This window comes from Mycobacterium sp. E802 (genome assembly GCF_001666875.1).
Taxonomy (GTDB): Bacteria; Actinomycetota; Actinomycetes; order Mycobacteriales; family Mycobacteriaceae; genus Mycobacterium.
In genome coordinates this window covers 49,967-71,756 of the sequence record NZ_LZJD01000178.1, presented here as the reverse complement: position 1 = coordinate 71,756, position 21,790 = coordinate 49,967, and the positions used below count along the sequence as shown (strand labels likewise).

The window sequence follows — 21,790 nt, the reverse complement described above, 5'->3', positions numbered from 1 at the left end:
GTGAGCCGAACAACACCATTGTCGAGAAGAAGCGAGGTTGTGATGGGCCAGGCACCGGCACGGGCCCTCATCACCGCGGCTGCCGCCGACCTGCTGGCGCGGCTGCAGGAGCGGCACGGGGCCCTGATGTTCCACCAGTCCGGCGGATGCTGCGACGGGTCGTCGCCGATGTGCTACCCCGACGGGGACTTCATCGTCGGCGACCGGGACATCCTGTTGGCGATCCTCGACGTCGGGACGGGCGTGCCGGTGTGGATCTCCGGGCCGCAATTCGACGCCTGGAAGCACACCCAGCTGGTGATCGACGTGGTGCCCGGCCGCGGCGGCGGGTTCAGCCTGGAAGCGCCCGAAGGCATGCGATTCCTGTCCCGCGGGCGCGCCTTCACCGACGACGAGAACCGCCTGCTCGACGAGCAGACTCCGGTGACCGGTGCGCAGTACACCGCCGGCGTACGCCCACCCGACACCGGCAGCCACATCGTCGACGAAGCCGCCGATGCCTGCCCGGTACCGCAAGGACGCGCCGCGCAGATGTAGCGGGTCGGCGCGGGCCGCGGCGTTATCGTCGAAAGGTGATTCCGCTGCCCCGCGCATGGCTACTGACCGGCGCAATGTCGGTCGGCGTCGCCGTCGGGCTTCTGGCCGGGGTCGCCACGTCGTTGTTGGTGACGGCGACCGTGCGGCCCGACGTGGTGATCGCGCTCGTGCTCGGGGTGCCCGGGGTCCTCGGAATCCTGCTGGTCCTGGTTTCCGGACGACGGTGGGTCACGACGTTCGGCGCGTTCGTCCTGGCCGTCGCGCCCGGCTGGTTCGCCGCCCTGACGATCATCCAGGCGGCGTCGAATGCCTGAGAACCTCGACACCTCCACCGCGGACTTCACCCCACTGTTCGACACCGGCGAGAACGAGGTCGTCGCTGTCGAGGATCCATCGCCTGTCGCGGCGGAAGCGCCGGCCGCACCGGAACCACCGGCGTCCGACGACGCGCCTTCGGCACCGTTGGCTGCCCCGGCCCCGTCCATCGTGGTCGAAGGGTCCTACCTATATGTCAAGTGGTGGACGTTCGTGGGTGTGCTCGCCGGGGTGTGGTTCATCTCCGCGGCGGCCGGGGCGGGCCTGTACTACTACTGGTTCGAATCGGGGGACAAGACCTGGCCGGTGTTCGTCGTGCTCACCTACGTCGTCGTCACCACGGTTGGGGCCCTGCTGGCGTCCACCGCCCAGCGCAGACCGGTGATATCCGCCCTGGCCATCGCGTTGATGTCGGCCCCGCTGGCGGCGATGGCGGCCGCGGCGGTCTTCTACGGCGCCTACGTGTTCGGCTGGATCGCTCGGTAGGAACATTGCGCGGCCCACTAGGGTGGGTTCGTGACCCACTTTGACGTTGTCGTTCTCGGAGCCGGGCCCGGTGGATACGTCGCGGCCATTCGTGCCGCCCAACTGGGGCTGAATACCGCAATTGTCGAACCCAAATACTGGGGCGGCGTGTGCCTCAATGTCGGGTGCATCCCGTCCAAGGCGTTGCTGCGCAATGCGGAGATCGCGCACATCTTCAACAAGGAAGCCAAGACCTTCGGCATCAGCGGGGAGGCGACCTTCGACTACGGTGCCGCCTTCGACCGCAGCCGCAAGGTGGCCGACGGCCGTGTCGCCGGCGTGCACTTCCTGATGAAGAAGAACAAGATCACCGAGGTCCACGGGTACGGCACCTTCACCGGCCCGAACGCGATGTCGGTGAAGCTCAACGAAGGCGGGACCGAGGAGCTGACCTTCGACAACGCCATCATCGCCACCGGGTCGTCGACGCGTCTGGTGCCGGGCACCTCGCTGTCGGAGAACGTCGTCACCTACGAGACCCAGATCCTCTCGCGTGAGCTGCCCGGGTCGATCATCATCGCCGGGGCGGGCGCCATCGGCATGGAGTTCGCCTACGTGCTGAAGAACTACGGCGTCGACGTCACCATCGTCGAGTTCCTTCCGCGGGCCCTGCCCAACGAGGACGCCGAGGTCTCCAAGGAGATCGAGAAGCAATACAAGAAGCTGGGCGTGAAGATCCTCACCGGCACCAAGGTCGAAGCAATTGCCGACGACGGTTCCAGCGTGAAGGTCACCGTAAGCAAGGACGGCAAGACCGAAGAACTGCAGGCCGACAAGGTGTTGCAGGCCATCGGGTTTGCCCCCAACGTCGAGGGCTTCGGCCTCGAGGCGGCCGGTGTCGCGCTCACCGACCGCAAGGCCATCGGCATCGACGATTACATGCGTACCAACGTGCCGCACATCTATGCCATCGGCGATGTCACCGGCAAGCTGCAACTGGCCCACGTGGCCGAGGCGCAGGGCGTGGTCGCGGCCGAAACCATCGGCGGCGCAGAGACTCTGACGCTGGGCGATTACCGGATGATGCCACGCGCGACGTTCTGTCAGCCGCAGGTGGCCAGCTTCGGGCTGACCGAGGAGCAGGCCAAGGCCGAGGGATACGACGTGGTTGTCGCCAAGTTCCCGTTCACCGCCAACGGCAAGGCGCACGGTCTGGCCGATCCGACCGGGTTCGTCAAGCTGATCGCCGACAAGAAGCACCTCGAACTGATCGGCGGGCACCTGATCGGGCCCGATGTCTCCGAGCTGCTGCCCGAGCTGACCCTGGCCCAGAAGTGGGACCTCACCGCCAACGAGTTGGCCCGCAACGTGCACACCCACCCGACCCTGTCGGAGGCGCTGCAGGAGTGCTTCCATGGGCTGACCGGTCACATGATCAACTTTTGAGAAACGAAATCGTTGCCGGCATAGCCGGATTGGTGGCCGGCCACATTCTGTGGCTGGCTGCCATCACATTGGCGACCGAGGGCTCCCGGGTGACCATCTGGGCGCTCTTGGTGGCCGCGTTGTCCCTGATCGGCGGTGCGGCCGGCGCGTACTTCGGCCGGCGCAAGTATCAGCAGAAAGACCACGCGTGGGCGGCATTCCTGTGGGCGCTGCCGGTGTCCCCGGTGGTGTTCTCGCTGGTGTTGCTGGGCGTCACGTATCTGTAGCGAGCGATTCGCGCGTCGGTTTCTACACCTGGGCTGTTGCGCACGCCTCAGCACAACCCTGAGGTAGAAAACGGCACCGGCCCGGCGGGGGGAGCCGGCCGCTCAGTCGGGGAAGTCCAGCGGGATCCGCAGCGAGGTCATCGTGGCGGCCAGGCCATCGTATTGGCTTGCCAGCAGGCAGAATTCGATGATCTGCTGTTTGGTCAGGATGGCGGCGAGCGCGGCCCACGTTTCCGCCGAGATCGACCGGGTGACGACGAACTCGTCGGTCGCGGTGATCAACACCCGCTGGCGGTCGGTGAGCCCGTCGGCATCGGGTCCCTCGAAGATGCGGGCCTGCGTCTTTTCGTCGACGCCGCGACTGCGGGCCAACCGCCGGTGCTGCTGCAGTTCGTATTCACAATCCCGCAGATGGCCGACCCGGAGGATGACCAACTCGGCATCCTGACGCGACAGCTTGCCCAGCGGGCCGAGCAGCAGCCCGGAATACGGCAGCCACGCCAAGAACAGCAGCTTGTGCTGGCCCAACACGTTCATCAGGGTGAACCTCGGTGCCCGGATGGCTCTGGCGCCCAGCTTGGCGATGGCCCAGTTGACCGGGCCCAGCTCACGGAATCCGCCCGGTGCGATACGGGCCGGCTCGAGTGCACTCACCCCGCCGAGTCTGGCACAAGATGGCAGGGTGGGAAGGCCGCACCGGTTTCTACCGCAGGGCGGTGAATTGGCCGTCACCACGACCCAGGTGTGGAAAACGGCGTGGACGGTGTGCGGGCTGTCGCGGCGACTACGGCTGGCGCACCAGATACGGCGACACTGTCGAGCGGTGCTCGTTGAGGTCCAGGGCCTTGCCGAGTGCCGGGAACGCCCGTTGCGGGCAGTTGTCCCGTTCGCACACCCGACAGCCTGATCCGATCGGTGTGGCCGCCTCGCCGGAGAGGTCCAGACCTTCGGAGTACACCAGCCGATGGGCATGGCGCAGTTCGCATCCCAGCCCGATGGCGAAGGTCTTGCCCGGTTGCCCATAGCGCGAGGCGCGACGCTCCACGGTGCGGGCCACCCACATGTAGTTGCGCCCGTCGGGCATCTGGGCGATCTGCACGCCGATCTTGCCGGGGTTGCCGAAGGTCTCGTACACGTTCCACAACGGGCAGGTGCCGCCCGAGGAGGAGAAGTGAAAACCGGTGGCGGACTGGCGTTTCGACATGTTTCCGGCCCGGTCGACCCGGACGAAGGAGAACGGCACGCCACGCATCGACGGGCGTTGCAGGGTCGACAGCCGGTGCGCGATGGTCTCGTAGCTCACCGAGTAGAACGCCGACAGCCGTTCCACGTCGTAACGGAAATTCTCGGCCACATCATGGAATTGGCGGTAGGGCAGCACGGTTGCGGCGGCGAAGTAGTTGGCCAGCCCGAGCCGGGCCAAGGTGTGGGACTCGGCGCTGGTGAACATGCCCTCGTCGACGAGTTTGTCGATGAGCTCGCCGAACTCCAGGAAGGCGAGTTCGGCTGCCATCTTGAACACCTGCTGACCGGTGCCCAGGTGATTGCTCATCTCCAGGGTCTTGCTGGCCGGGTCGAAGCGGTGCAGCACGGTGTCACCCAGATCGATGCGCCGAACGATCCGCACGTTGTGCACGGTGGTCAGCCGGTTCGCCAGTTCGCCGGCCAGATCACCGCGATGCATACGGATCTTGGCGGTGAGATCCTCTGCGGCAGTGTCTAATTCGTGCAGATAGTTCTGGCGTTGGTAGAAGTAGTCGCGTACTTCTTCGTGCGGCATGGTGATCGATCCGCTGCCGCTGCCGTCGGAATACCGATCCTCGGTCGCTGCGGCCAGCTGTGTGGTGGTGAGCCGATACCGGCGGTGCAGGTTGACCAGCGCGCGGGCGAAATTGGGATATGCCGCCACCAAGTCGGCCACCTCGGTGACGTCCATCTCGACACCGAGGTCGCGGTCGAGCGTCACCTCGCGCATCTCGGCGACCAGTCGGGTGTCGTCCTGAGGGGCGAAGAACGTCGCGTCCACCCCGAACACCTCGGTGATGCGCAGGAGCACCGCAACCGTCAGTGGGCGTACGTCGTGCTCGATCTGGTTGAGATAGCTCGGGGAGATCTCCAACATCTGTGCCAGCGCGGCCTGGCTGAACCCACGCTCGCTCCGCAGTTGTCGCACCCGCGAGCCCACGAACGTTTTTGCCACGTCAAATAGCTTACAAGCCTGTGAAGACGTCCTTTGCATAGTTGGCAAATTTGGGATTACTGGCATCATCGGGCTGCCTGGCATGATCGGGCTCAGGCGCAGCGATTGGGAGATGGCCATGACGGGAACCGCGGAAACTTCGACCACCGGACTCAACAAGGTGATGATGCCGGTGCCGGATCCGCATCCCGACGTCTTCGACCGGCAATGGCCGCTTCGCGTCGGCGACATCGACCGCGTCGGCCGGCTGCGGTTCGACGCCGCGGCTCGGCACATCCAGGACATCGGCTCCGATCATCTGCGTGAACTCGGCTTCGAGGAGACCCATCCACTGTGGATCGTTCGGCGCACGATGATCGATCTGATCAAGCCCATCGAATTCCAGGACATGCTGCGGATGCGACGGTGGTGTTCGGGCACGTCGAACCGCTGGTGTGAGATGCGGGTGCGCATCGACGGACGCAAGGGCGGCCTGATGGAATCCGAGGCCTTCTGGATCAACATCAACCGTGAGACCCAGGGCCCGGCTCGCATCTCCGACGACTTCCTGGCCGGCTTGCGGCGCACCACCGACGAGGCGCGACTGCGGTGGAAGTCCTACCTGAAGGCCGGGAGTCGCGAGGACGCGGTGGAGGTACGTGAGTATCCGGTGCGGGTGTCCGACATCGATTTGTTCGACCACATGAACAACTCGGTCTACTGGACCGTGATCGAGGACTACCTGTACTCGCACCCCGAGCTCCTCCAGAAGCCGCTGCGGGTGACCATCGAGCACGACGCCGCCGTCGCCCTGGGCGAGAAACTCGAGATCCTGTCGCACGTCCACCCCGCCGGATCGACCGACAAATTCGGCGAGGGGCTGACGGACCGGACTGTTAGAACGCTCACATATGCCGTCGGCGACGAGACGAAAGCGATCGCCTCACTCTTCTCGCTCTGACCCCCGCCGGTTTAACAGTACGGGCGTACTGACCTGCGCCTTTGGGCTACCCGTCGGTAGCTTCTGAACCGGTACAGCCATCATATTTCTTCGCAACATTTGCAAATTTGCTAAGCGCTTTGGCGAAAGTTGGCAATTGAAACGGGTGGACCTGCGAATATGTGCTGTGCCATGGTCGAGTCAGCACATCAGTGAAGTTGCCAAAGCGTTAGCAATGAGCGAGCGGTGCGGCGGCGGAGCAACTGAACCAAACCGAAGGAGCAGTCCTATGTCGACCGTGGGCACCCCCAAGTCACCGGAGCAGATCCAGCACGACTGGGATCACAACCCCCGCTGGAAGGGCATCACCCGTACCTACACCCCGGCCGACGTGGTCGCCCTGCAGGGCTCCGTCGTCGAGGAGGCCACCTTGGCCCGACGCGGCGCCGAGGTGCTGTGGGAGCAGCTGCACGACATGGACTTCGTCAACGCGCTGGGCGCGCTGACCGGCAACATGGCCGTCCAGCAGGTCCGCGCCGGCCTCAAGGCCATCTACCTGTCGGGCTGGCAGGTTGCCGGTGACGCCAACCTGTCCGGTCACACCTACCCCGACCAGAGCCTCTACCCGGCCAACTCGGTGCCGCAGGTGGTCCGCCGCATCAACAACGCGCTGCTGCGTGCCGACGAGATCGCCAAGGTCGAGGGCGACACCTCCGTCGAGAACTGGCTCGCCCCGATCGTCGCCGACGGTGAGGCCGGCTTCGGTGGCGCGCTCAACGTCTACGAGCTGCAGAAGGCCATGATCGCCGCCGGTGTCGCCGGCTCGCACTGGGAAGACCAGCTGGCCTCGGAGAAGAAGTGTGGCCACCTCGGTGGCAAGGTGCTGATCCCGACCCAGCAGCACATCCGCACCCTGACCTCGGCCCGTCTGGCCGCCGACGTGGCCGACGTGCCGACCGTCGTCATCGCGCGCACCGACGCCGAGGCCGCCACCCTGATCACCTCCGACGTCGACGAGCGCGATAAGCCGTTCATCACCGGTGAGCGCACCGCCGAGGGCTTCTACCACGTGAAGAACGGCCTCGAGCCCTGCATCGCCCGCGCCAAGGCCTACGCGCCGTACTCCGACCTGATCTGGATGGAGACCGGCACCCCGGACCTGGAGCTGGCCAAGAAGTTCGCCGAGGGCGTCAAGGCGGAGTTCCCCGACCAGATGCTGGCCTACAACTGCTCGCCGTCCTTCAACTGGAAGCAGCACCTGGACGACGACACCATCGCCAAGTTCCAGCGCGAGCTGGGCGCGATGGGCTTCAAGTTCCAGTTCATCACGCTGGCCGGCTTCCACGCCCTGAACTACTCGATGTTCGATCTGGCCCACGGCTACGCCCGCGAGCAGATGAAAGCCTACGTCGAGCTGCAGGAGCGCGAGTTCGCTGCCGAGGAGCGCGGCTACACCGCCACCAAGCACCAGCGTGAGGTCGGCGCCGGCTACTTCGACCGGATCGCCACCACGGTTGACCCGAACAGCTCGACCACCGCGCTGGCCGGTTCCACCGAAGAGGGCCAGTTCCACTAGGCCCTTGCGGAGGAGCCCTTCTCGCCGAGCAGACGTAAACCCGTCATTTTCCCCGCGAAAATGCCCGGTTTACGTCTGCTCGCGGAGAGAAATCACACGTAACCGCACAGGCCCCGCCCAGAGGTTTTGGGCGGGGCCTGTCTGCGTATAGAAAGAGAAGCCGTGAGCAATCAAATTGAACGAGTAGGCGTGATCGGCGCCGGCCAGATGGGCGCGGGTATCGCCGAGGTGTCGGCCCGCGCGGGCGTCGACGTGCTGGTGTTCGAGACCAACGACGCGCTGGTCACCGCCGGCCGCAACCGCATCACCAAGTCGCTCGAGCGCGCAGTCAGCGCCGGCAAGGTCACCGAGCGCGAGAAGGACGCCGCGCTGGCCAAGCTGAACTTCACCACGACGCTCGCCGATCTCGCCGACCGTCAGCTGGTCATCGAGGCTGTCATCGAGGACGAGAACGTCAAGGCCAAGATCTTCGCCGAGCTGGACAGCGTCATCACCGACCCCGATGCGGTGCTGGCCTCCAACACCTCCAGCATCCCGATCATGAAACTGGCAGCAGCTACCCAGAATCCTCACAGGGTTCTCGGTCTGCACTTCTTCAACCCGGTTCCGGTGTTGCCGTTGGTCGAATTGGTCAGCACTCTGGTGACCGCAGATGCCGCCGCCGAGCGCGTCGAGGAATTCGCCGGGACGGTCCTCGGAAAACAGGTCGTGCGTTGTTCTGACCGGTCCGGTTTCGTGGTCAATGCGTTGCTGGTGCCGTACCTGTTGTCGGCCATCCGGATGGTCGAGGGTGGGTTTGCCACAATTGACGATGTCGACAAGGCGATCGTGGCGGGGCTTTCACATCCGATGGGCCCACTGCGGTTGTCCGACCTGGTTGGTCTGGACACCCTCAAGCTCATCGCCGACAAGATGTTTGACGAGTTCAAAGAGCCTTTGTACGCCGCACCGCCGCTGTTGTTGCGGATGGTCGAAGCCGGGCAGCTCGGCAAAAAATCGGGCCAGGGCTTCTACAAGTACTGAGCACGTCATGACGCAACCCGCGCTGGCACTCTGGCCGAGGCTTAGCTAGTCTAGCCACAGTAGGGCCTGCTGGCTCACTCAAACGAGTCTGCGTGAAAAACACGCGTCGGCCCCAAACCGTCGGTCGTCAGCAGCAGAAAACGCAAAGAGGTAAATTTTCGCATGTCCAACGTCGAGTCCGAACTGGCGCCGTATTACGAAGAATCGCAGTCGATTTACGACATCTCCAACGATTTCTTCGCCCTGTTCCTGGGGAACACCATGGGTTACACCTGCGGCTACTACGAACGCGAGGACATGACCCTCGACGAGTCGCAGAACGCCAAGTTCGATCTTGCGCTGGGCAAGCTCGATCTCAAGCCGGGCATGACGCTGCTCGACATCGGCTGCGGCTGGGGCGGCGCCCTGGAGCGGGCCATCACCAAGTTCGACGTGAACGTCATCGGCATCACGCTGAGCAAGGCGCAGTCGGAATACGCCCGTGAGCGGCTGGCCAAGATCGACACCAACCGCAGCATCGACATCCGGCTGCAGGGTTGGGAAGAGTTCGACGAGCCCGTCGACCGCATCGTCTCGATCGGTGCGTTCGAGGCGTTCAAGCAGGAGCGCTACCCGATCTTCTTCGAGCGCGCCTACAGCATCCTGCCGGAGAACGGCGGCCGGATGCTGCTGCACACGATCCTGGCCCACACCCAGGCGTACTTCCGGGAAAACGGGATCAAGCTGACGATCAGCGACCTGAAGTTCATGAAGTTCATCGGCGAGGAGATCTTCCCCGGTGGGCAGCTGCCCGCGGTCGAGGACATCGAGAAGCTCGCCGACGATTCGGGCTTCAAGCTGGAGCGCATCCACCTGCTGCGTCCGCACTATGCGCGCACGCTGGACATGTGGGCGGCCAACCTCGAGGCGGCCAAGGACGAGGCCATCGCCATGCAGGGCCAGGAGGTCTACGACCGCTACATGAAGTACCTGACCGGTTGCGCCGACTTCTTCCGTCGCGGCATCACCAACATCGGTCAGTTCACGCTCGTCAAGTAGTTTTTCCAAAAACTGCCCCCGACGTCTGTCGGGGGCAGTTTTGTGTGCTTGGCGCGCCGAAATTGCACACAGGGACAGGACCCGCACGATTCCTGTCCCTGGGCTCAATCTCGACGCACGACCAGAGAAATCAGGCGCCAGCCAACCGCTTCTTCTCCACCTCGACGTCGAAGTCCGGTGGCGGCCATGACATGTTGAGGCCCTTGAGTGCTTCGATGAGCAGTTCGGTGATGGCCAGCCGGCTGTACCACTTCTTGTCGCACGGCACGATGTGCCACGGTGCATAGTCGGTGGAGGTCTTGTCCAGCATGGCCTGGTAGGCCTCTTGGTATTTGGGCCACAGCAGGCGTTCGTCGATGTCGGCCGGGTTGTATTTCCAATACTTGTCCGGCCGTTCCAGCCGCTCGGCCAGGCGGTCCTTCTGTTCGGCCAGCGAGACGAACATCGCGACCTTCACCAATGTGGTGCCGGCATCGACCAACTCGCGTTCGAAGGCGTTGATCTCGTCGTAGCGGGCGCCCCAGACGTCCGGTGGCACCAGGTTGTGGACGCGCACGACGAGCACGTCCTCGTAGTGCGAGCGGTCGAACACCCCGATGTGACCGGCCGGGGGAAGGGCGTTGCGAATCCGCCACAGGTAGTGGTGGGCGCGTTCTTCCTCGGACGGTTTGCCGAAGCTGGTGTATCGGACACCTTGCGGATTTGCCGCGCCCACAACGTGTTTCACGATTCCGCCCTTGCCGGCGGTGTCCATGCCCTGCAGGATCAGCAGAACCGAGCGGTTGTCGTCACCACTTTTGGACCGGGCGTAGAGCATCTCCTGTAGCGAGGCCAGCCGCAGATTGCGTTCGGTCTGCAGGGTGGGCGCATCGCTCTTGGTTCCGCGAAATCCCGGTGTGCTGTTGGTGTCGATGTGCGCGACTTTGTCTCCGGGGCGGAACACCAGGTGTTCGCGTGGTTCGTGGGTCCACAGGGTAGGCAGATCGTCCTTGCTCACCCGTTCAGTCAAGCAGTTGACGCGGCAATACCGGAGATGGGTGTGGCTGCGAGTTGAACTTCTCCAGCGAGCCGCCGACTTCGACGATGCCGCACAACGCGTTCCAGGACAGCATGGTCAGGTAATCGATCAGATCGTCGGTGCTCATGCGCGGATTCGACATCCACGAGTGGGTGGCCAGCTGGACCCCGCCGACGGTGTGAAATGCCCACGCTTCGGCACCCCGGGTGTCCATGCCGACCTGCGCCATCCGCCGACGCAGCATCACGGCCAGCATGCGAGCGATGATCTGCTCGGAGTCGGCGACCGCCTTGCTCTTGCTGGCGGAGTTGTTCGCCATCACGAAGCGATACGGTTCCGGCTCGGCGGCAACGGTTTCGACGTAGACCTTGATGATTTCGCGGGTCAGGTCGAACCCGTCGAGGTTCGACGACAGGGCTGCGGCCATGTTCGGGATCAACGTGGTCTGGGCGAACCGCATCATGACCGCGGTGGTCAGGTCGTTCTTGTCGACGAAGTACCGGTAGAGCACGGTCTTGGAGACGCCGATCTCCGCGGCGATCTCGTCCATGCTGACATTGCTGCCTCGGCGCCGGATCGCCTCGAGGGTGCCGTCTACGAGTTCATTACGGCGCTCCACCTTGTGCTGGTGCCAGCGCCGCTTTCGTCCGTCGGTTTTCACCGTCACCGGAGTCTGCTGTGCCACAGTCGCAGTAATCCCATTCCCTAGTTCCGCTTAATAGTACGGCGGATCGGGGGCTGCGGACCTGTGGGTGCGACGCCGAATCGGCGCAGTTGTGGATGATGGATACGTGGCACATCGATCGGACGCCGGTTTGCGCGCGTTGCCTTCCCCGCGGCCCAGTTTTGCCGAGACGCTGGCCGGGGCGGACAGTGCCGCCGACGCCGAACGGCTCCGGGCTTTGCGGCGCATGAAGCTGGTGGCGCTGAGTTTCCTGCTCGGAGCCACCGTGATCTTCCTGCTCTGCACCTGGGCGCAGTCCCACGGTGCCGGCGGTTGGGTGGGGTATGTGCGGGCCGCGGCCGAGGCCGGCATGGTCGGTGCCCTGGCGGACTGGTTCGCCGTAACGGCGTTGTTCAAACACCCCCTGGGTCTGCCGATCCCGCACACCGCCATCATCAAGCGCAAGAAAGATCAGCTGGGGGAGGGTCTGGGCACGTTCGTCCGGGAGAACTTCATGTCCCCGGAGGTGATCGCCACCAAACTGCGTGATGCGCAGGTGGCGGGCCGGCTCGGCAAGTGGCTGTCTGACCGTCCGCACGCCGAGCGGGTGGCCGCCGAGGCGTCCACGGTGCTGCGCGTCGGGGTGGAGATGCTGCGCGACGAGGACGTTCAGCATGTCCTCGACCGGATGATCGTCAAGCGCATCGCCGAGCCCAAGTGGGGTCCGCCCATCGGCCGGGTGCTCTCGACGCTGCTGCAGGAGGGCCGGCAGGAGGCGTTGATCCAGCTGCTGTGTGACCGGGCCTTCCAGTGGTCGCTGAACGCCGGTGAGGTGATCGAGCGGGTGATCGAGCGGGATTCGCCGACGTGGTCGCCGCGTTGGGTGGATCATCTGGTCGGCGACCGCATACACCGCGAGCTGATGGATTTCACCGACAAGGTGCGCCGTAATCCCGAGCACGAGCTGCGCCGCTCGGCGACGAGGTTCCTGTTCGAGTTCGCCGACGACCTGCAGCACGACGAGGCGACGATCCAGCGGGCCGAGAACGTCAAGGAACAACTCATGGGTCGCGACGAGGTGGCCCGGGCCGCGGAGACGGCCTGGGCGGCGGCCAAGCGGATCATCCTGGAATCGGTGGACGATCCGTCCTCGGCGCTGCGCACCCGGATCGCCGATTCGGTGATGCGCATCGGGGAGTCGTTGCGCGACGACGCCGAGCTGCGGGACAAGGTCGACACCTGGATCATCCGCGGTGCGAAACACTTGGTGGGCGAGTATGGGACGGAGATCACAGCGATCATCACCGAGACCATCGAACGCTGGGATGCCGACGAGGCCAGCCGGCGAATCGAGCTCCATGTGGGTCGTGACCTGCAGTTCATCCGGATCAACGGCACCGTGGTGGGGTCACTGGCAGGTCTGGTCATCTATTCGATAGCGCAACTACTCTTCTGACCTGCGCTAACTAGTGCTTGCAAAAGTTAGCACCCCGTCGTAGCGTGAAAATTGTCGTTAACGGATACCCGGGCTACGAGGGGAATGGCATGGCGCAAGACGAGAATCTCGCTGCTGTCGTCTCCAACGCTGCGCAGGACATCGGAAGCTTCATCCGGTCCCAGCGTGAGGCGGCACAGGTATCTGTTCGGCAGCTGGCCGAGAAGGCCGGCGTCAGCAATCCCTACCTGAGTCAGATCGAACGGGGATTGCGCAAACCCTCAGCCGACGTGCTCAACCAGATCGCGAAGGCGCTGCGGGTGTCCGCGGAGGTGCTCTATGTGCGCGCCGGGATCTTGGAACCCAGTGAGCCCAGCGAGGTCCGCGACGCCATCGTCAACGATGCGGGGATCACCGAGCGGCAGAAGCAGGTGCTGCTCGACATCTACACCTCGTTTCGCCAGCAGAACGACGCCGACGCAGGTGAGGAGCCGACAACTGAGCCGACTGACTGACACCCCACGTCCTTCCCGATAACCACTCACACGAAAACAGACCAACCAGAAAGGAACTCGCATGACCGAGAAGAACCAGCCCACCATCGAAGACCTCAAGGCCCCGCTGCTCGCCGCAGTCGGCGCCGCCGACCTGGCCCTGGCCACGGTCAACGAGATCGTCGCCAGCCTGCGTGAGCGGGCCGAGGATGCGCGCACCGACGCCCAGGGCCGCGTCGAGGAAGGCCGCGCCCGGCTGAACAAGCTGCAGGAAGACCTGCCCACCCAGTTCGAGGAGCTGCGCGACAAGTTCACCTCCGAGGAGCTGCGCAAGGCCGCCGAGGGCTACGCCGATCAGGCCACCGCCACCTACAACAAGCTCGTCGAGCGCGGCGAGGCGGCGCTGGAGCGCCTGCGCAACCAGCCGGCCATCGAGGAGGCCGCCAACCGGGTCGAGGGCTACACCGACCAGGTCACCGAGCTGACCCAGGATGCGCTGGGCACCGTGGCCTCGCAGACCCGCGCGGTCGGTGAGCGTGCCGCCAAGCTGGTGGGCGTGGAGCTGCCGAAGAAGTCCGCTCCCGAGAAGAAGGCTGCTCCGGCCCCGGCGCCGGCCAAGAAGGCCGCCGCCCCGGCCGCCAAGAAGGCCGCCCCGGCCAAGAAGGCTCCGGCGAAGAAGGCCCCGGCCAAGAAGGTCACCCAGAAGTAAGTCAGTGCGTCGGCCGGCAGGGGTGTGGGGCCCTGTCGGTCGACGCTGAGATGACGCCCGCATAGGCTGGTGAGGTGCAACTTGCCAACCTTGCGGGCGTCATTCTTTCAGCGCTCACGTACTTGGTCGCTCTCGTAGGTGTCTACGCCTTCGTGCATGCGGCGATGCAGCGTCCAGACGCCTACACGGCCACCGGCAAGCTGACCAAGCCGGTGTGGTTGGTCATCCTGGGCGTGGGTGTGGTCCTCACGCTGCTGTTGGGCGGTGTTTTCGGCGCGGCGATCTCGGCCTGCGCCACCGGTATCTACCTCGTCGATGTCCGGCCCAAGCTGCTCGAAATCCAGGGAAAGTCGCGCTGAACCCATGCGTTCGTCACTGGCCGCGCTCGGCGCGGCAGGTGTGGTGCTGGGCGCAGCGCTGACGTTCGCTCCGGCCGCAGCCGCCGTCGACCACGTCTACGTCGACCATGTCGAATGGGCCAAGTGGGGTGACCTGTCGAGCCTGCGGGTCTACCCGGCCGACACCGCCCGCGCGCTGACCCGCCAACCCGGCACCACCGTCGAGGCCGATCAGGCCTGGGCCGAGGTCCTGGCGTTGTCGCCGGACGCCGACCTTCCCGGAATGCGTGAGCAGTTCCTGTGCCACTGGACCTTCGCCGAACTCGCCGAGCCGGGCAAGACCAGCTGGAATCTCGAACCGTGGCGGCCCGAGGTCAGTCCCGAGATGATGCTGGCCACCGGGTGCAATCCCGGCGGTACCGAGGAACCGTTCTGACCCGCCGGAAAAGCCGGAGCTAGAGCTTCGCGAAGCAGGGGTCCTCTTGGCCCTTGGGCATCGCCGCGTTCGTGGTCGAGAACTTCGCCACGACGCCACTGTCGGTCACCTGCACGCTGTCGGCGTGGATTCCCATCGGATAGTTCTCGGTGATCTGGGCGGTGAACTTGTCCAGGATCGGCTGCAGGGTCTCGCGCGGCCAGGACAGACCGATGGCACTCAGATCGATGATCTGCAGCGAGATGCCCTTGTTGACCACCGTGGGCTTGGCCGTGATGGTGCCGAGCAGACCCTTGAGCTCGATCGTCCCGTTCGACGGGTTGGTCCGCACATCCGAGATCGCCGAGCCGACGAACGGCAGGCTCACCATGTCGGCCACGGTCTGGCGGATGCCGTCGGTGTTCCAGGTGATGTCGGCGACCAGGGAGCCCACCGTGCCACTGGCGTCGGCGGTCTCCTTGATGCGGACGTCCTTGATGCCGAGCTTGACCTTCATGCCCTTGGCATCGCGGATCTGATTTCCCGCGGTCTCGATGTTGATGTTGGTGTAGTGGCCGCTCACGTGCTGCAGCAGGAACGGCGGCAGCGGGTCGAACGACGCCTTGGCGCCGTCCTGGACGATGCACTCCACGATCGAGGCGACGATCTTGTCGGCGCGGCTGCGGGCGTACAACTCACCGCCGAGAATCCCGGCGGCGACCAGGGCCACCACGATCACCACGACCAGGACCACCGAGAGCGGATCCGACAGCAGCCGCTTCACCTTGGCCAGGGCCGACGTGTCCGTCGGCCCGGGTTTCGCCGGTGCGGGCTGCTCCACCTGGGGCTGCTGGACCGGCTGCTCCTGCGACAACGGCTGTGCCGGCGGTTCTTGAGGTGCGGGCGGGGACTGGTCGGACGGGCGGGCCCAGGGATCGGTCACCCCAGCGATTGTGCCTTACCGAACTGAGCGAACTGTGAGAAGTTCTGCAGCACCGCGATGGCATCGCGGACCCCGCTGGCGGCCTCGAGGTCGACGTCGGACACCAGCAACTGCGGCTCGGCACCGGCCGCGGCGAGGACCTCACCGGTGGGGGAGGCCACCAGGCTGCCGCCGACCCCTGTCGGTCCGGCCTTGGCGATCTCGTCACCCGGATACGCCTGGTCCACCGCGGCGATGAAGCCCGTGGTGTCCAGCGCCCGGGCCCGGGCCAGCAGGGTCCACTGGTCGAGCTTGCCGGGCCCGGCCCCCCAGGAGGCGTGCACGGTGATCAACTGCGCGCCGCGTCGCGCGAGCTCGACGTAGAGCTCGGGGAACCGGATGTCGTAGCAGGTGGTCAAGCCCACCGTGGCGCCGTCGACTGTGATCGTCACGGGCTCGAAACCCGGTGCCACCGTGCGTGATTCGGCGAAGCCGAAGGCGTCGTAGAGATGGATCTTGTGGTAATGCGCCTCCACGCCGGGTCCGGTCGCGATCAGGGTGTTGGTCACCCGTCCGTCGTCTCCGGGAGCGAACATCCCGGCCACCACGACGACACCGGCCTTCGCGGCGATCTCACGTACCGCGGTCGCCCAGGGGCCGTCGAGCTTCTCGGCCACCGGGCCCAGCGGTACCCCGAACCGGCACATGGTGGCCTCGGGGAACAACACCAACCGGGCGCCGTCATCGGCTGCGCGGCGGGTGAACTCGTCGACCAACGTCAGATTCGACGACGGGTCCGTGCCGGTGGCGATCTGCGCCAGGGCAATTCGCATGCGTCTCAGCTTAGTGGCGCCACGGGGTTCAATGCGTGGCCGGCGCCACGGTCGCCCAGGGGACCGTGAGCACCCCGTCACGCATCCGACGACGTGGCGCCGCCACCGGATAGCCCTGGCCACGCAACAACTCCAACATGGCCCGCCAGCGCACCCGGGGACCGAACACGCCGTGCCCGGCCGCGCTCGCCCAGGCCCGGTCCGCAGCACTGAGCAGCTCGTGGATCGGCTGGCCCTCGACGTTGTGGTGAATGAGTACCTTGGGCAGGCGTTCGGCGAGGTCCGAGGGCCGTTCGATGCTGAACGGATCGCAGGCCAGGGTGAAACTCACCGGCCCGTCGGCGTCCAGCAGCACCCAGCAGCATCGGCGGCCCAGCTCGTCACACGTGCCGTCGACGATCAACCCACCCGGGGCAAGCCGGCGCGTCATGGTGGCCCAGGCGTCGGGCACCGCGTCAACCGGGTATTGCCGCAACACGTTGAACGCGCGCACCAACACCGGTTGCAGCCCGGCCAACTCGAACCCGCCGAGCGCAAACTGCACATCGGTGCCGCCCGCCACCGCCCGGGCGGTGGCGACCCGTTCGGGGTGGATCTCCAGGCCGACCACGCGCACATCGGGGCGTATCGACTGCAGCCGTGCGGCCAACTCGAGCGTGGTGACCGGCAGCGCGCCATAGCCCAGATCGACGACCAGTGGATCGACCGCGGCCCGCAACACCGAGCGCACCCGCGGTGAGTGCACCAGCCATCGGTCGCTGCGGCGCAGCCGGTTGTATCCGGTGGTGCCGCGGGTGACTGCCCCGACGGGCCTAGAACTGCTCGGCGATCCAGCCAGCGGTGAACGCCCCCTCGATGGTCAACACGTCGTTGACCGACTGCAGGACCAGATCTTCGAGCTTGCCGCCGACCAGGGGCATCGGCACCTTGCACCGGCTGTCGACCTGCAGCCGGCTGCCCGCGGTCAGGTCGGTCAGCGCATACCGGCCGTCGAGCCGGCCCGGGGCGCGCGAAACCGACGCGGTGTAGCGGCCGTTCACGCCGCCCTGGTCGAACGGTCCGAACGACTGCCTGCGGGTGATGGCCAGGTCGAGCGGGATCACCGACCGCACGATCGGCGGCAACTCCGCGCGCGGCAGCACCTGCCGGAACTCGACCTCGATCCCACGTTCGTCGGAGCTGAACTCGGTGATGTCCGATTTCCCGGGCGTGAGTTCGTCGTAGCGGTCCATCAGGGCCTGCCAGTAGTCGTCGCTCGCGTAGGCCGCGTAGACCGTCTCGGCGGGTGCGTCGAACGCCATCGTGGACTGCCGGGAACGGCTCATGGCTATCGACCGTACCGCCGGGGTCAGCCGCGCTCGGCGATCCACACCGAGGTGAAGCGCTGCTCGGCGATCAACAGGTCCGTCAGCTGTGAGCCGATGAAACCCTCGATCTTGCCGCCGACCAACGGCACCTTGACCTCGACCGTGAGGTGCACCGACAGCCGCGACCCTGTGTCGGTCCCGGTCAGCGTCGCGGTGCCCGACAGGGACACCGGCGCGCCGGGGATCGAACCCTCGACCGTGCCGCGGGACACGCCGTCACGGATCGGCTCCCAATGCTCCTCGCGTCGGATGTTCAGGTTGCCACGGTGAAACTGCGACACCACGCCGGGCAACCGGTCGGCGCGCAAGGTCTGGGTGGTCACCACGCCGATACCGCCGTCAGCGGCCGTGGTCAGGGCGTCCAGTGTGGCCTCGTCAGCCCCCGAATCGGCGAGGCGGGCCAACCAATACCGTTCGTCACCGAATGCCCGATGGACCTGTTCGACGCTGCCTTCATAGTCGGTGGCCATGTCGAATGATCGCGGCATAGCTGGTCAGGCTACCGTTACGGGCCGTGGTCAGTTCGTATGTTGCCGGTGTCGCCGTGGACGAGGCGGTTGCGCTGGCCCCGCTGACCACGCTGCGGGTGGGGCCGGTGGCGCGCCGGGTGCTCACCTGCACCAGCACCGAGCAGCTGATCGACGTGCTGCGCGCGGTGGCCGATCCGATCCTGGTGCTGGCCGGCGGCTCGAATGTGGTGCTGGCCGATGACCTGGCCGACACCATGCCGGACCTGACCGTGGTGCGGGTGGCCAACACCGCGATCACCGTCGACGGCAATGTGCTGCGGGCCGAGGCCGGCGCGGTGTTCGACGACGTCGTCGTCGCGTCTCTGCAGCATGGCCTGGGCGGGTTGGAATGTCTGTCCGGCATCCCAGGTTCGGCCGGGGCCACCCCGGTGCAGAACGTGGGTGCCTACGGCGCCGAGGTGGCCGACACCATCAGCCGGGTCCGCCTGCTGGACCGGCGCACCGGTGAAGTCCGTTGGGCACACCCGGAAGAACTTCAATTCGGTTACCGCACAAGCACTCTCAAACACTCCGATGCCGTCATCGTGCTCGAGGTCGAGTTCACCTTGAACGCCGACGGGCCCCTGGACACCAGAAGTGCCCCGTTGCGCTACCGCGAGCTGGCCGCCGCGCTCGGTGTCGAGCCGGGGGAGCGGGCCGACCCGATGCGGGTTCGCCACACCGTGCTCGGGTTGCGTGCGGGCAAAGGCATGGTGCTCGACGCGAGCGACCACGACACCTGGAGCGTCGGATCGTTCTTCACCAACCCGGTGGTGTCGCAGGCCGAGTTCGAACGGGTACAGGCCACCGCCGCGGAGTCCGGCGTCGGAGCCGTGCCGCACTACCCCGCACCCGATGGCGTGAAGCTGGCCGCCGGCTGGCTCGTCGAGCAGGCCGGCTTCGGCAAGGGCTACCCCGGCGACGGCGCTGCCGCCCGGTTGTCGACCAAACATGCGCTGGCGTTGACCAACCGTGGCGAGGCGAACAGTGCGGACGTGATTGCGCTGGCCAGGACGGTACAAGCCGGGGTTTTGGACCGGTTCGGGATCGTGCTGCAGCCTGAACCGATTCTGATCGGGTGCGATCTATCGGTACCCTAGGTCCACGTGAGCCCTGCCGGTGATATAGAGGCCGACGCGCCGTTGTTCAGTCGGCGGCGTGCCCTGACGGTTCTGACCGTCGGAGTGGGGGCCGGATTACTGGCCGCCTGCTCGGGTGAATCGCCGATGTCCGCCCCTGAGGACAAGGAGCCGGCAGCGCCGACGGTGACGTACGAGCCCGCCGTCGACTCCGAGGATGTGTTGCCCACCGCGCCGATCGGGGTCAAGGTCGCCGACGGTTGGTTCCAGCGCGTCAGCCTGACCAACGCGGCCGGCAAGGTGGTCGCCGGCAAATTCAACAGCGACCGCACCGCATTCACTGTCACCGAACCGCTCGGCTACGACGCCACCTACACCTGGGCCGGCTCGGTGGTCGGCGAGGACGGCAAGGCTCAGCAGGTGCAGGGCAAGTTCAGCACCGTCGCCCCGCAGAAACAGGTCAGCGGGCAGTTCCAGCTGGCCGACGGTCAGGTGGTCGGGGTGGCCGCGCCGATCATCCTGCAGTTCGACGCCGCGATCGACGACCAGTACCGCGCCACGGTGGAAAAAGCCCTCCAGGTCACCACCACCCCGCCCGTCGAGGGCAGCTGGGCGTGGTTGCCCGACGAGGCCGGCGGCTCGCGCGTGCACTGGCGCAGCCGGGAGTATTTCCCGGCCGGCACCAAAGTCAGCGTCAAGGCCCCGCTGTACGGCGTCAGCTTCGGTGAGGACGCCTACGGTGCGGCCGACTCCACGCTCGATTTCGAGATCGGGCGGCGCCAGGTGGTCAAGGCCGAGGCCTCCAGCCACCGCATCCAGGTTCTCGACGGCTCCGGCGCGGTGATCATGGACTTCCCGTGCAGCTACGGCGAAGGAGATCTGGACCGCAACGTCACCCGCAGCGGCATCCACGTGGTCACCGAGAAGTACGAGGACTTCTGGATGACCAACCCGGCCGCCGGGTACAGCAATGTGCACGAGCGCTTCGCCGTGCGGATCTCCAACAACGGCGAGTTCATCCACTGCAACCCGAACAGCATCAATTCCCAAGGCAATACGAACGTCACCAACGGCTGCATCAACCTGAACCTGGAGAACTCGCAGCAGTACTTCAACAGCGCGATGTACGGCGACCCGGTCGAGGTCACCGGCACCCGCATCCAGTTGTCCTACGCCGACGGCGACATCTGGGACTGGGCGGTGGACTGGAACGAGTGGAAGTCGATGTCGGCGCTGTCCTCACGGGATGCCCCGTCGAACCTGCCGGCCTCCGCGCCGGCGACGCCGACGGATGCGCCCACCCTGTCCGGCACGCCCACCACCACGACGCCGCCGAAGCCCGCGCCGGGCGGTTAAACCCGCGCCGAAAATGACGCCAGGGTCGTTGTGCCGTCACGGCAACGACCCTGACGTCACGTTCGCGGTGGTCAGGACCGGTTGAAACGTGACCCGGTGGCCCCGCTGACCTGATCCCGCGGACGCACCACGATCAGGTCCAGGTCGACGTGGGCCGGCCGGGAGGCCACGAATCCGATCACCTCGGCGATGTCCTCGGCCACCAACGGCGTGACCCCCTGGTAGACCTTCTCCGCCCGGTGTTCGTCGCCGTCGAAGCGGTTCAGCGAGAAGTCGGTTTGCACCATGCCGGGCGCAACTTCGGTGAGCCGCACCGGTTTTCCGAGCAGCTCGCTGCGCAGGGTGCGGTGCAACACCCCCTGGGCGTGTTTCGCCGAGGTGTAGCCCGCCCCGTTGTCGTAGATCTCGACGGCGGCGATCGAGGTGACGGTGATGATCAGCCCGTCGCCGGAGTCGATCAGCTTGGGCAGCAGCGCACGCGTGACGCGCAGCGTGCCCAGGACGTTCGCCTCCCACATCCACCGCCAGTGGTCGATATCGGCGTCGGCCACCGACTCCAGCCCGCGGGCCCCGCCGGCGTTGTTCACCAGCACGTCCACCCGGTCCAGCTGGGCGGCCAAGGCGTCGACCGCGGCCTGATCTGTGACGTCGGCCACGATCGCGGTGCCGCCGATCTCGTCGGCCACGGCCTGGATCCGGTCTGCCCGGCGGGCCACGCAAACTACGTGAAAGCCCAGGGCGGCAAGGCTTTTGGCGGTGGCGGCACCGATACCGGCGCTGGCGCCGGTGACCACTGCCACTCGTTTGTCGGACTGTGGTGTCGTCATCTGGCCAACATTAGATGGCGTGCTAGATTCTTCGTGTGT

At 65.9% G+C, this 21,790-nt stretch carries 26 protein-coding genes; 16 read left to right on the top strand and 10 right to left on the bottom strand.

What is annotated here, in order from left to right:
- Positions 1 to 42: 42 nt before the first annotated feature.
- Genes A5699_RS26225 through A5699_RS26205 form a run of 5 tightly spaced genes read left to right on the top strand, consistent with a single transcriptional unit; the run spans position 43 to position 3,029 of the window.
- Positions 43 to 537, top strand: coding sequence for a DUF779 domain-containing protein (locus A5699_RS26225; RefSeq protein ID WP_067776150.1), 495 nt, complete (start codon positions 43 to 45; stop codon positions 535 to 537).
- 35 nt (positions 538 to 572) lie between these two features.
- Complete coding sequence (locus tag A5699_RS26220) at positions 573 to 851, top strand: putative holin (RefSeq protein WP_067776148.1); 279 nt, start codon at positions 573 to 575, stop codon at positions 849 to 851.
- On the top strand, positions 844 to 1,338 hold the full coding sequence (locus tag A5699_RS26215) for a hypothetical protein (RefSeq protein ID WP_067776145.1): 495 nt from the start codon (positions 844 to 846) through the stop codon (positions 1,336 to 1,338). The genes A5699_RS26220 and A5699_RS26215 overlap by 8 nt, the downstream gene beginning before the upstream one ends.
- Positions 1,339 to 1,368: 30 nt before the next feature.
- The gene (gene lpdA / locus A5699_RS26210; protein WP_067776142.1) at positions 1,369 to 2,763 is read left to right on the top strand and encodes a dihydrolipoyl dehydrogenase; all 1,395 of its coding nucleotides are present in this window, start codon (positions 1,369 to 1,371) and stop codon (positions 2,761 to 2,763) included.
- On the top strand, positions 2,760 to 3,029 hold the full coding sequence (locus tag A5699_RS26205; protein ID WP_067776139.1) for a hypothetical protein: 270 nt from the start codon (positions 2,760 to 2,762) through the stop codon (positions 3,027 to 3,029). Before lpdA ends, A5699_RS26205 begins: the two co-directional genes overlap by 4 nt.
- Before the next feature lie 102 nt (positions 3,030 to 3,131).
- Here the strand turns inward: A5699_RS26205 and A5699_RS26200 are convergent, their stop codons facing one another.
- The gene (locus A5699_RS26200; RefSeq protein WP_067776136.1) at positions 3,132 to 3,683 is read right to left on the bottom strand and encodes a carboxymuconolactone decarboxylase family protein; all 552 of its coding nucleotides are present in this window, start codon (positions 3,681 to 3,683) and stop codon (positions 3,132 to 3,134) included.
- Positions 3,684 to 3,813: 130 nt separating this feature from the next.
- Positions 3,814 to 5,229, bottom strand: a complete 1,416-nt coding sequence (gene ramB / locus A5699_RS26195; RefSeq protein WP_067776134.1) for an acetate metabolism transcriptional regulator RamB — start codon at positions 5,227 to 5,229, stop codon at positions 3,814 to 3,816.
- 118 nt (positions 5,230 to 5,347) lie between these two features.
- On the opposite strand from ramB, the gene A5699_RS26190 reads away from it, so the two are divergent.
- The 4 genes from A5699_RS26190 (at position 5,348) to A5699_RS26175 (ending at position 9,785) form a co-directional block, all read left to right on the top strand.
- Entirely contained in the window at positions 5,348 to 6,169 is an 822-nt protein-coding gene (locus A5699_RS26190) for an acyl-[acyl-carrier-protein] thioesterase (RefSeq protein WP_067776205.1), read from the top strand.
- A gap of 268 nt (positions 6,170 to 6,437) precedes the next feature.
- A complete protein-coding gene (gene aceA / locus A5699_RS26185) occupies positions 6,438 to 7,724 on the top strand; it encodes an isocitrate lyase (protein ID WP_067776131.1) in 1,287 nt (428 codons plus the stop codon).
- A gap of 162 nt (positions 7,725 to 7,886) precedes the next feature.
- A complete protein-coding gene (locus tag A5699_RS26180) occupies positions 7,887 to 8,747 on the top strand; it encodes a 3-hydroxybutyryl-CoA dehydrogenase (RefSeq protein WP_067776128.1) in 861 nt (286 codons plus the stop codon).
- A gap of 162 nt (positions 8,748 to 8,909) precedes the next feature.
- On the top strand, positions 8,910 to 9,785 hold the full coding sequence (locus tag A5699_RS26175) for a cyclopropane mycolic acid synthase family methyltransferase (RefSeq protein ID WP_067776125.1): 876 nt from the start codon (positions 8,910 to 8,912) through the stop codon (positions 9,783 to 9,785).
- A 130-nt stretch (positions 9,786 to 9,915) separates the two neighbouring features.
- On the opposite strand, the gene A5699_RS26170 is transcribed toward A5699_RS26175, so the two are convergent.
- A complete protein-coding gene (locus tag A5699_RS26170; protein WP_067776122.1) occupies positions 9,916 to 10,782 on the bottom strand; it encodes a polyphosphate kinase 2 family protein in 867 nt (288 codons plus the stop codon).
- Between the two features lie 4 nt (positions 10,783 to 10,786).
- A complete protein-coding gene (locus A5699_RS26165) occupies positions 10,787 to 11,488 on the bottom strand; it encodes a TetR/AcrR family transcriptional regulator (protein WP_067776120.1) in 702 nt (233 codons plus the stop codon).
- Positions 11,489 to 11,594: 106 nt separating this feature from the next.
- Here A5699_RS26165 and A5699_RS26160 point away from each other — a divergent pair, with 106 nt between their 5' ends.
- From A5699_RS26160 to A5699_RS26140, 5 genes are all read left to right on the top strand, one after another.
- Positions 11,595 to 12,923 carry a DUF445 domain-containing protein gene (locus A5699_RS26160; protein ID WP_067776202.1) on the top strand — a complete coding sequence of 443 codons (1,329 nt, stop codon included), beginning with the start codon at positions 11,595 to 11,597 and terminating at the stop codon, positions 12,921 to 12,923.
- An 89-nt stretch (positions 12,924 to 13,012) separates the two neighbouring features.
- The gene (locus tag A5699_RS26155; RefSeq protein WP_067776117.1) at positions 13,013 to 13,417 is read left to right on the top strand and encodes a helix-turn-helix domain-containing protein; all 405 of its coding nucleotides are present in this window, start codon (positions 13,013 to 13,015) and stop codon (positions 13,415 to 13,417) included.
- Positions 13,418 to 13,478: 61 nt separating this feature from the next.
- The gene (locus A5699_RS26150; protein ID WP_067776114.1) at positions 13,479 to 14,105 is read left to right on the top strand and encodes a heparin-binding hemagglutinin; all 627 of its coding nucleotides are present in this window, start codon (positions 13,479 to 13,481) and stop codon (positions 14,103 to 14,105) included.
- A 74-nt stretch (positions 14,106 to 14,179) separates the two neighbouring features.
- A complete protein-coding gene (locus A5699_RS26145; RefSeq protein WP_067776111.1) occupies positions 14,180 to 14,464 on the top strand; it encodes a DUF2516 family protein in 285 nt (94 codons plus the stop codon).
- Positions 14,465 to 14,468: 4 nt separating this feature from the next.
- Positions 14,469 to 14,879: a DUF2599 domain-containing protein gene (locus A5699_RS26140; RefSeq protein ID WP_067776108.1), complete on the top strand. Its 411-nt coding sequence runs from the start codon at positions 14,469 to 14,471 to the stop codon at positions 14,877 to 14,879.
- 19 nt (positions 14,880 to 14,898) lie between these two features.
- Here A5699_RS26140 and A5699_RS26135 read toward each other — a convergent pair whose 3' ends face one another.
- The 5 genes from A5699_RS26135 to A5699_RS26115 are packed head-to-tail and all read right to left on the bottom strand — an operon-like array spanning position 14,899 to position 18,468.
- Positions 14,899 to 15,801, bottom strand: a complete 903-nt coding sequence (locus tag A5699_RS26135; protein WP_067776105.1) for a DUF2993 domain-containing protein — start codon at positions 15,799 to 15,801, stop codon at positions 14,899 to 14,901.
- Positions 15,798 to 16,613 carry a carbon-nitrogen hydrolase family protein gene (locus A5699_RS26130; RefSeq protein ID WP_067776102.1) on the bottom strand — a complete coding sequence of 272 codons (816 nt, stop codon included), beginning with the start codon at positions 16,611 to 16,613 and terminating at the stop codon, positions 15,798 to 15,800. Before A5699_RS26130 ends, A5699_RS26135 begins: the two co-directional genes overlap by 4 nt.
- Positions 16,614 to 16,641: 28 nt before the next feature.
- Positions 16,642 to 17,451: a class I SAM-dependent methyltransferase gene (locus A5699_RS26125; RefSeq protein WP_067776099.1), complete on the bottom strand. Its 810-nt coding sequence runs from the start codon at positions 17,449 to 17,451 to the stop codon at positions 16,642 to 16,644.
- A complete protein-coding gene (locus A5699_RS26120) occupies positions 17,426 to 17,938 on the bottom strand; it encodes a DUF2505 domain-containing protein (RefSeq protein WP_157561455.1) in 513 nt (170 codons plus the stop codon). Before A5699_RS26120 ends, A5699_RS26125 begins: the two co-directional genes overlap by 26 nt.
- A 23-nt stretch (positions 17,939 to 17,961) precedes the next feature.
- Positions 17,962 to 18,468, bottom strand: a complete 507-nt coding sequence (locus tag A5699_RS26115; protein WP_067776096.1) for a DUF2505 domain-containing protein — start codon at positions 18,466 to 18,468, stop codon at positions 17,962 to 17,964.
- Between the two features lie 26 nt (positions 18,469 to 18,494).
- On the opposite strand from A5699_RS26115, the gene A5699_RS26110 reads away from it, so the two are divergent.
- Positions 18,495 to 19,589, top strand: a complete 1,095-nt coding sequence (locus A5699_RS26110; RefSeq protein ID WP_067776093.1) for a UDP-N-acetylmuramate dehydrogenase — start codon at positions 18,495 to 18,497, stop codon at positions 19,587 to 19,589.
- Between the two features lie 6 nt (positions 19,590 to 19,595).
- A complete protein-coding gene (locus tag A5699_RS26105; protein ID WP_067776090.1) occupies positions 19,596 to 20,924 on the top strand; it encodes an Ig-like domain-containing protein in 1,329 nt (442 codons plus the stop codon).
- 71 nt (positions 20,925 to 20,995) lie between these two features.
- Here A5699_RS26105 and A5699_RS26100 read toward each other — a convergent pair whose 3' ends face one another.
- The gene (locus tag A5699_RS26100; protein ID WP_067776087.1) at positions 20,996 to 21,751 is read right to left on the bottom strand and encodes an SDR family oxidoreductase; all 756 of its coding nucleotides are present in this window, start codon (positions 21,749 to 21,751) and stop codon (positions 20,996 to 20,998) included.
- Positions 21,752 to 21,790 lie beyond the last annotated feature (39 nt).

Excerpts from the sequence above, each read along its gene's own strand:
- A5699_RS26130 (WP_067776102.1), bottom strand. The coding sequence starts at position 16,613 with ATGCGAATTGCCCTGGCGCAGATCGCCACCGGCACGGACCCGTCGTCG.
- A5699_RS26140 (WP_067776108.1), top strand. The coding sequence starts at position 14,469 with ATGCGTTCGTCACTGGCCGCGCTCGGCGCGGCAGGTGTGGTGCTGGGC.
- A5699_RS26190 (WP_067776205.1), top strand. The coding sequence starts at position 5,348 with ATGACGGGAACCGCGGAAACTTCGACCACCGGACTCAACAAGGTGATG.
- aceA (WP_067776131.1), top strand. The coding sequence starts at position 6,438 with ATGTCGACCGTGGGCACCCCCAAGTCACCGGAGCAGATCCAGCACGAC.
- A5699_RS26155 (WP_067776117.1), top strand. The coding sequence starts at position 13,013 with ATGGCGCAAGACGAGAATCTCGCTGCTGTCGTCTCCAACGCTGCGCAG.
- A5699_RS26120 (WP_157561455.1), bottom strand. The coding sequence starts at position 17,938 with ATGAGCCGTTCCCGGCAGTCCACGATGGCGTTCGACGCACCCGCCGAG.
- A5699_RS26100 (WP_067776087.1), bottom strand. The coding sequence starts at position 21,751 with ATGACGACACCACAGTCCGACAAACGAGTGGCAGTGGTCACCGGCGCC.
- A5699_RS26150 (WP_067776114.1), top strand. The coding sequence starts at position 13,479 with ATGACCGAGAAGAACCAGCCCACCATCGAAGACCTCAAGGCCCCGCTG.
- A5699_RS26215 (WP_067776145.1), top strand. The coding sequence starts at position 844 with ATGCCTGAGAACCTCGACACCTCCACCGCGGACTTCACCCCACTGTTC.
- A5699_RS26115 (WP_067776096.1), bottom strand. The coding sequence starts at position 18,468 with ATGCCGCGATCATTCGACATGGCCACCGACTATGAAGGCAGCGTCGAA.
- A5699_RS26175 (WP_067776125.1), top strand. The coding sequence starts at position 8,910 with ATGTCCAACGTCGAGTCCGAACTGGCGCCGTATTACGAAGAATCGCAG.
- A5699_RS26225 (WP_067776150.1), top strand. The coding sequence starts at position 43 with ATGGGCCAGGCACCGGCACGGGCCCTCATCACCGCGGCTGCCGCCGAC.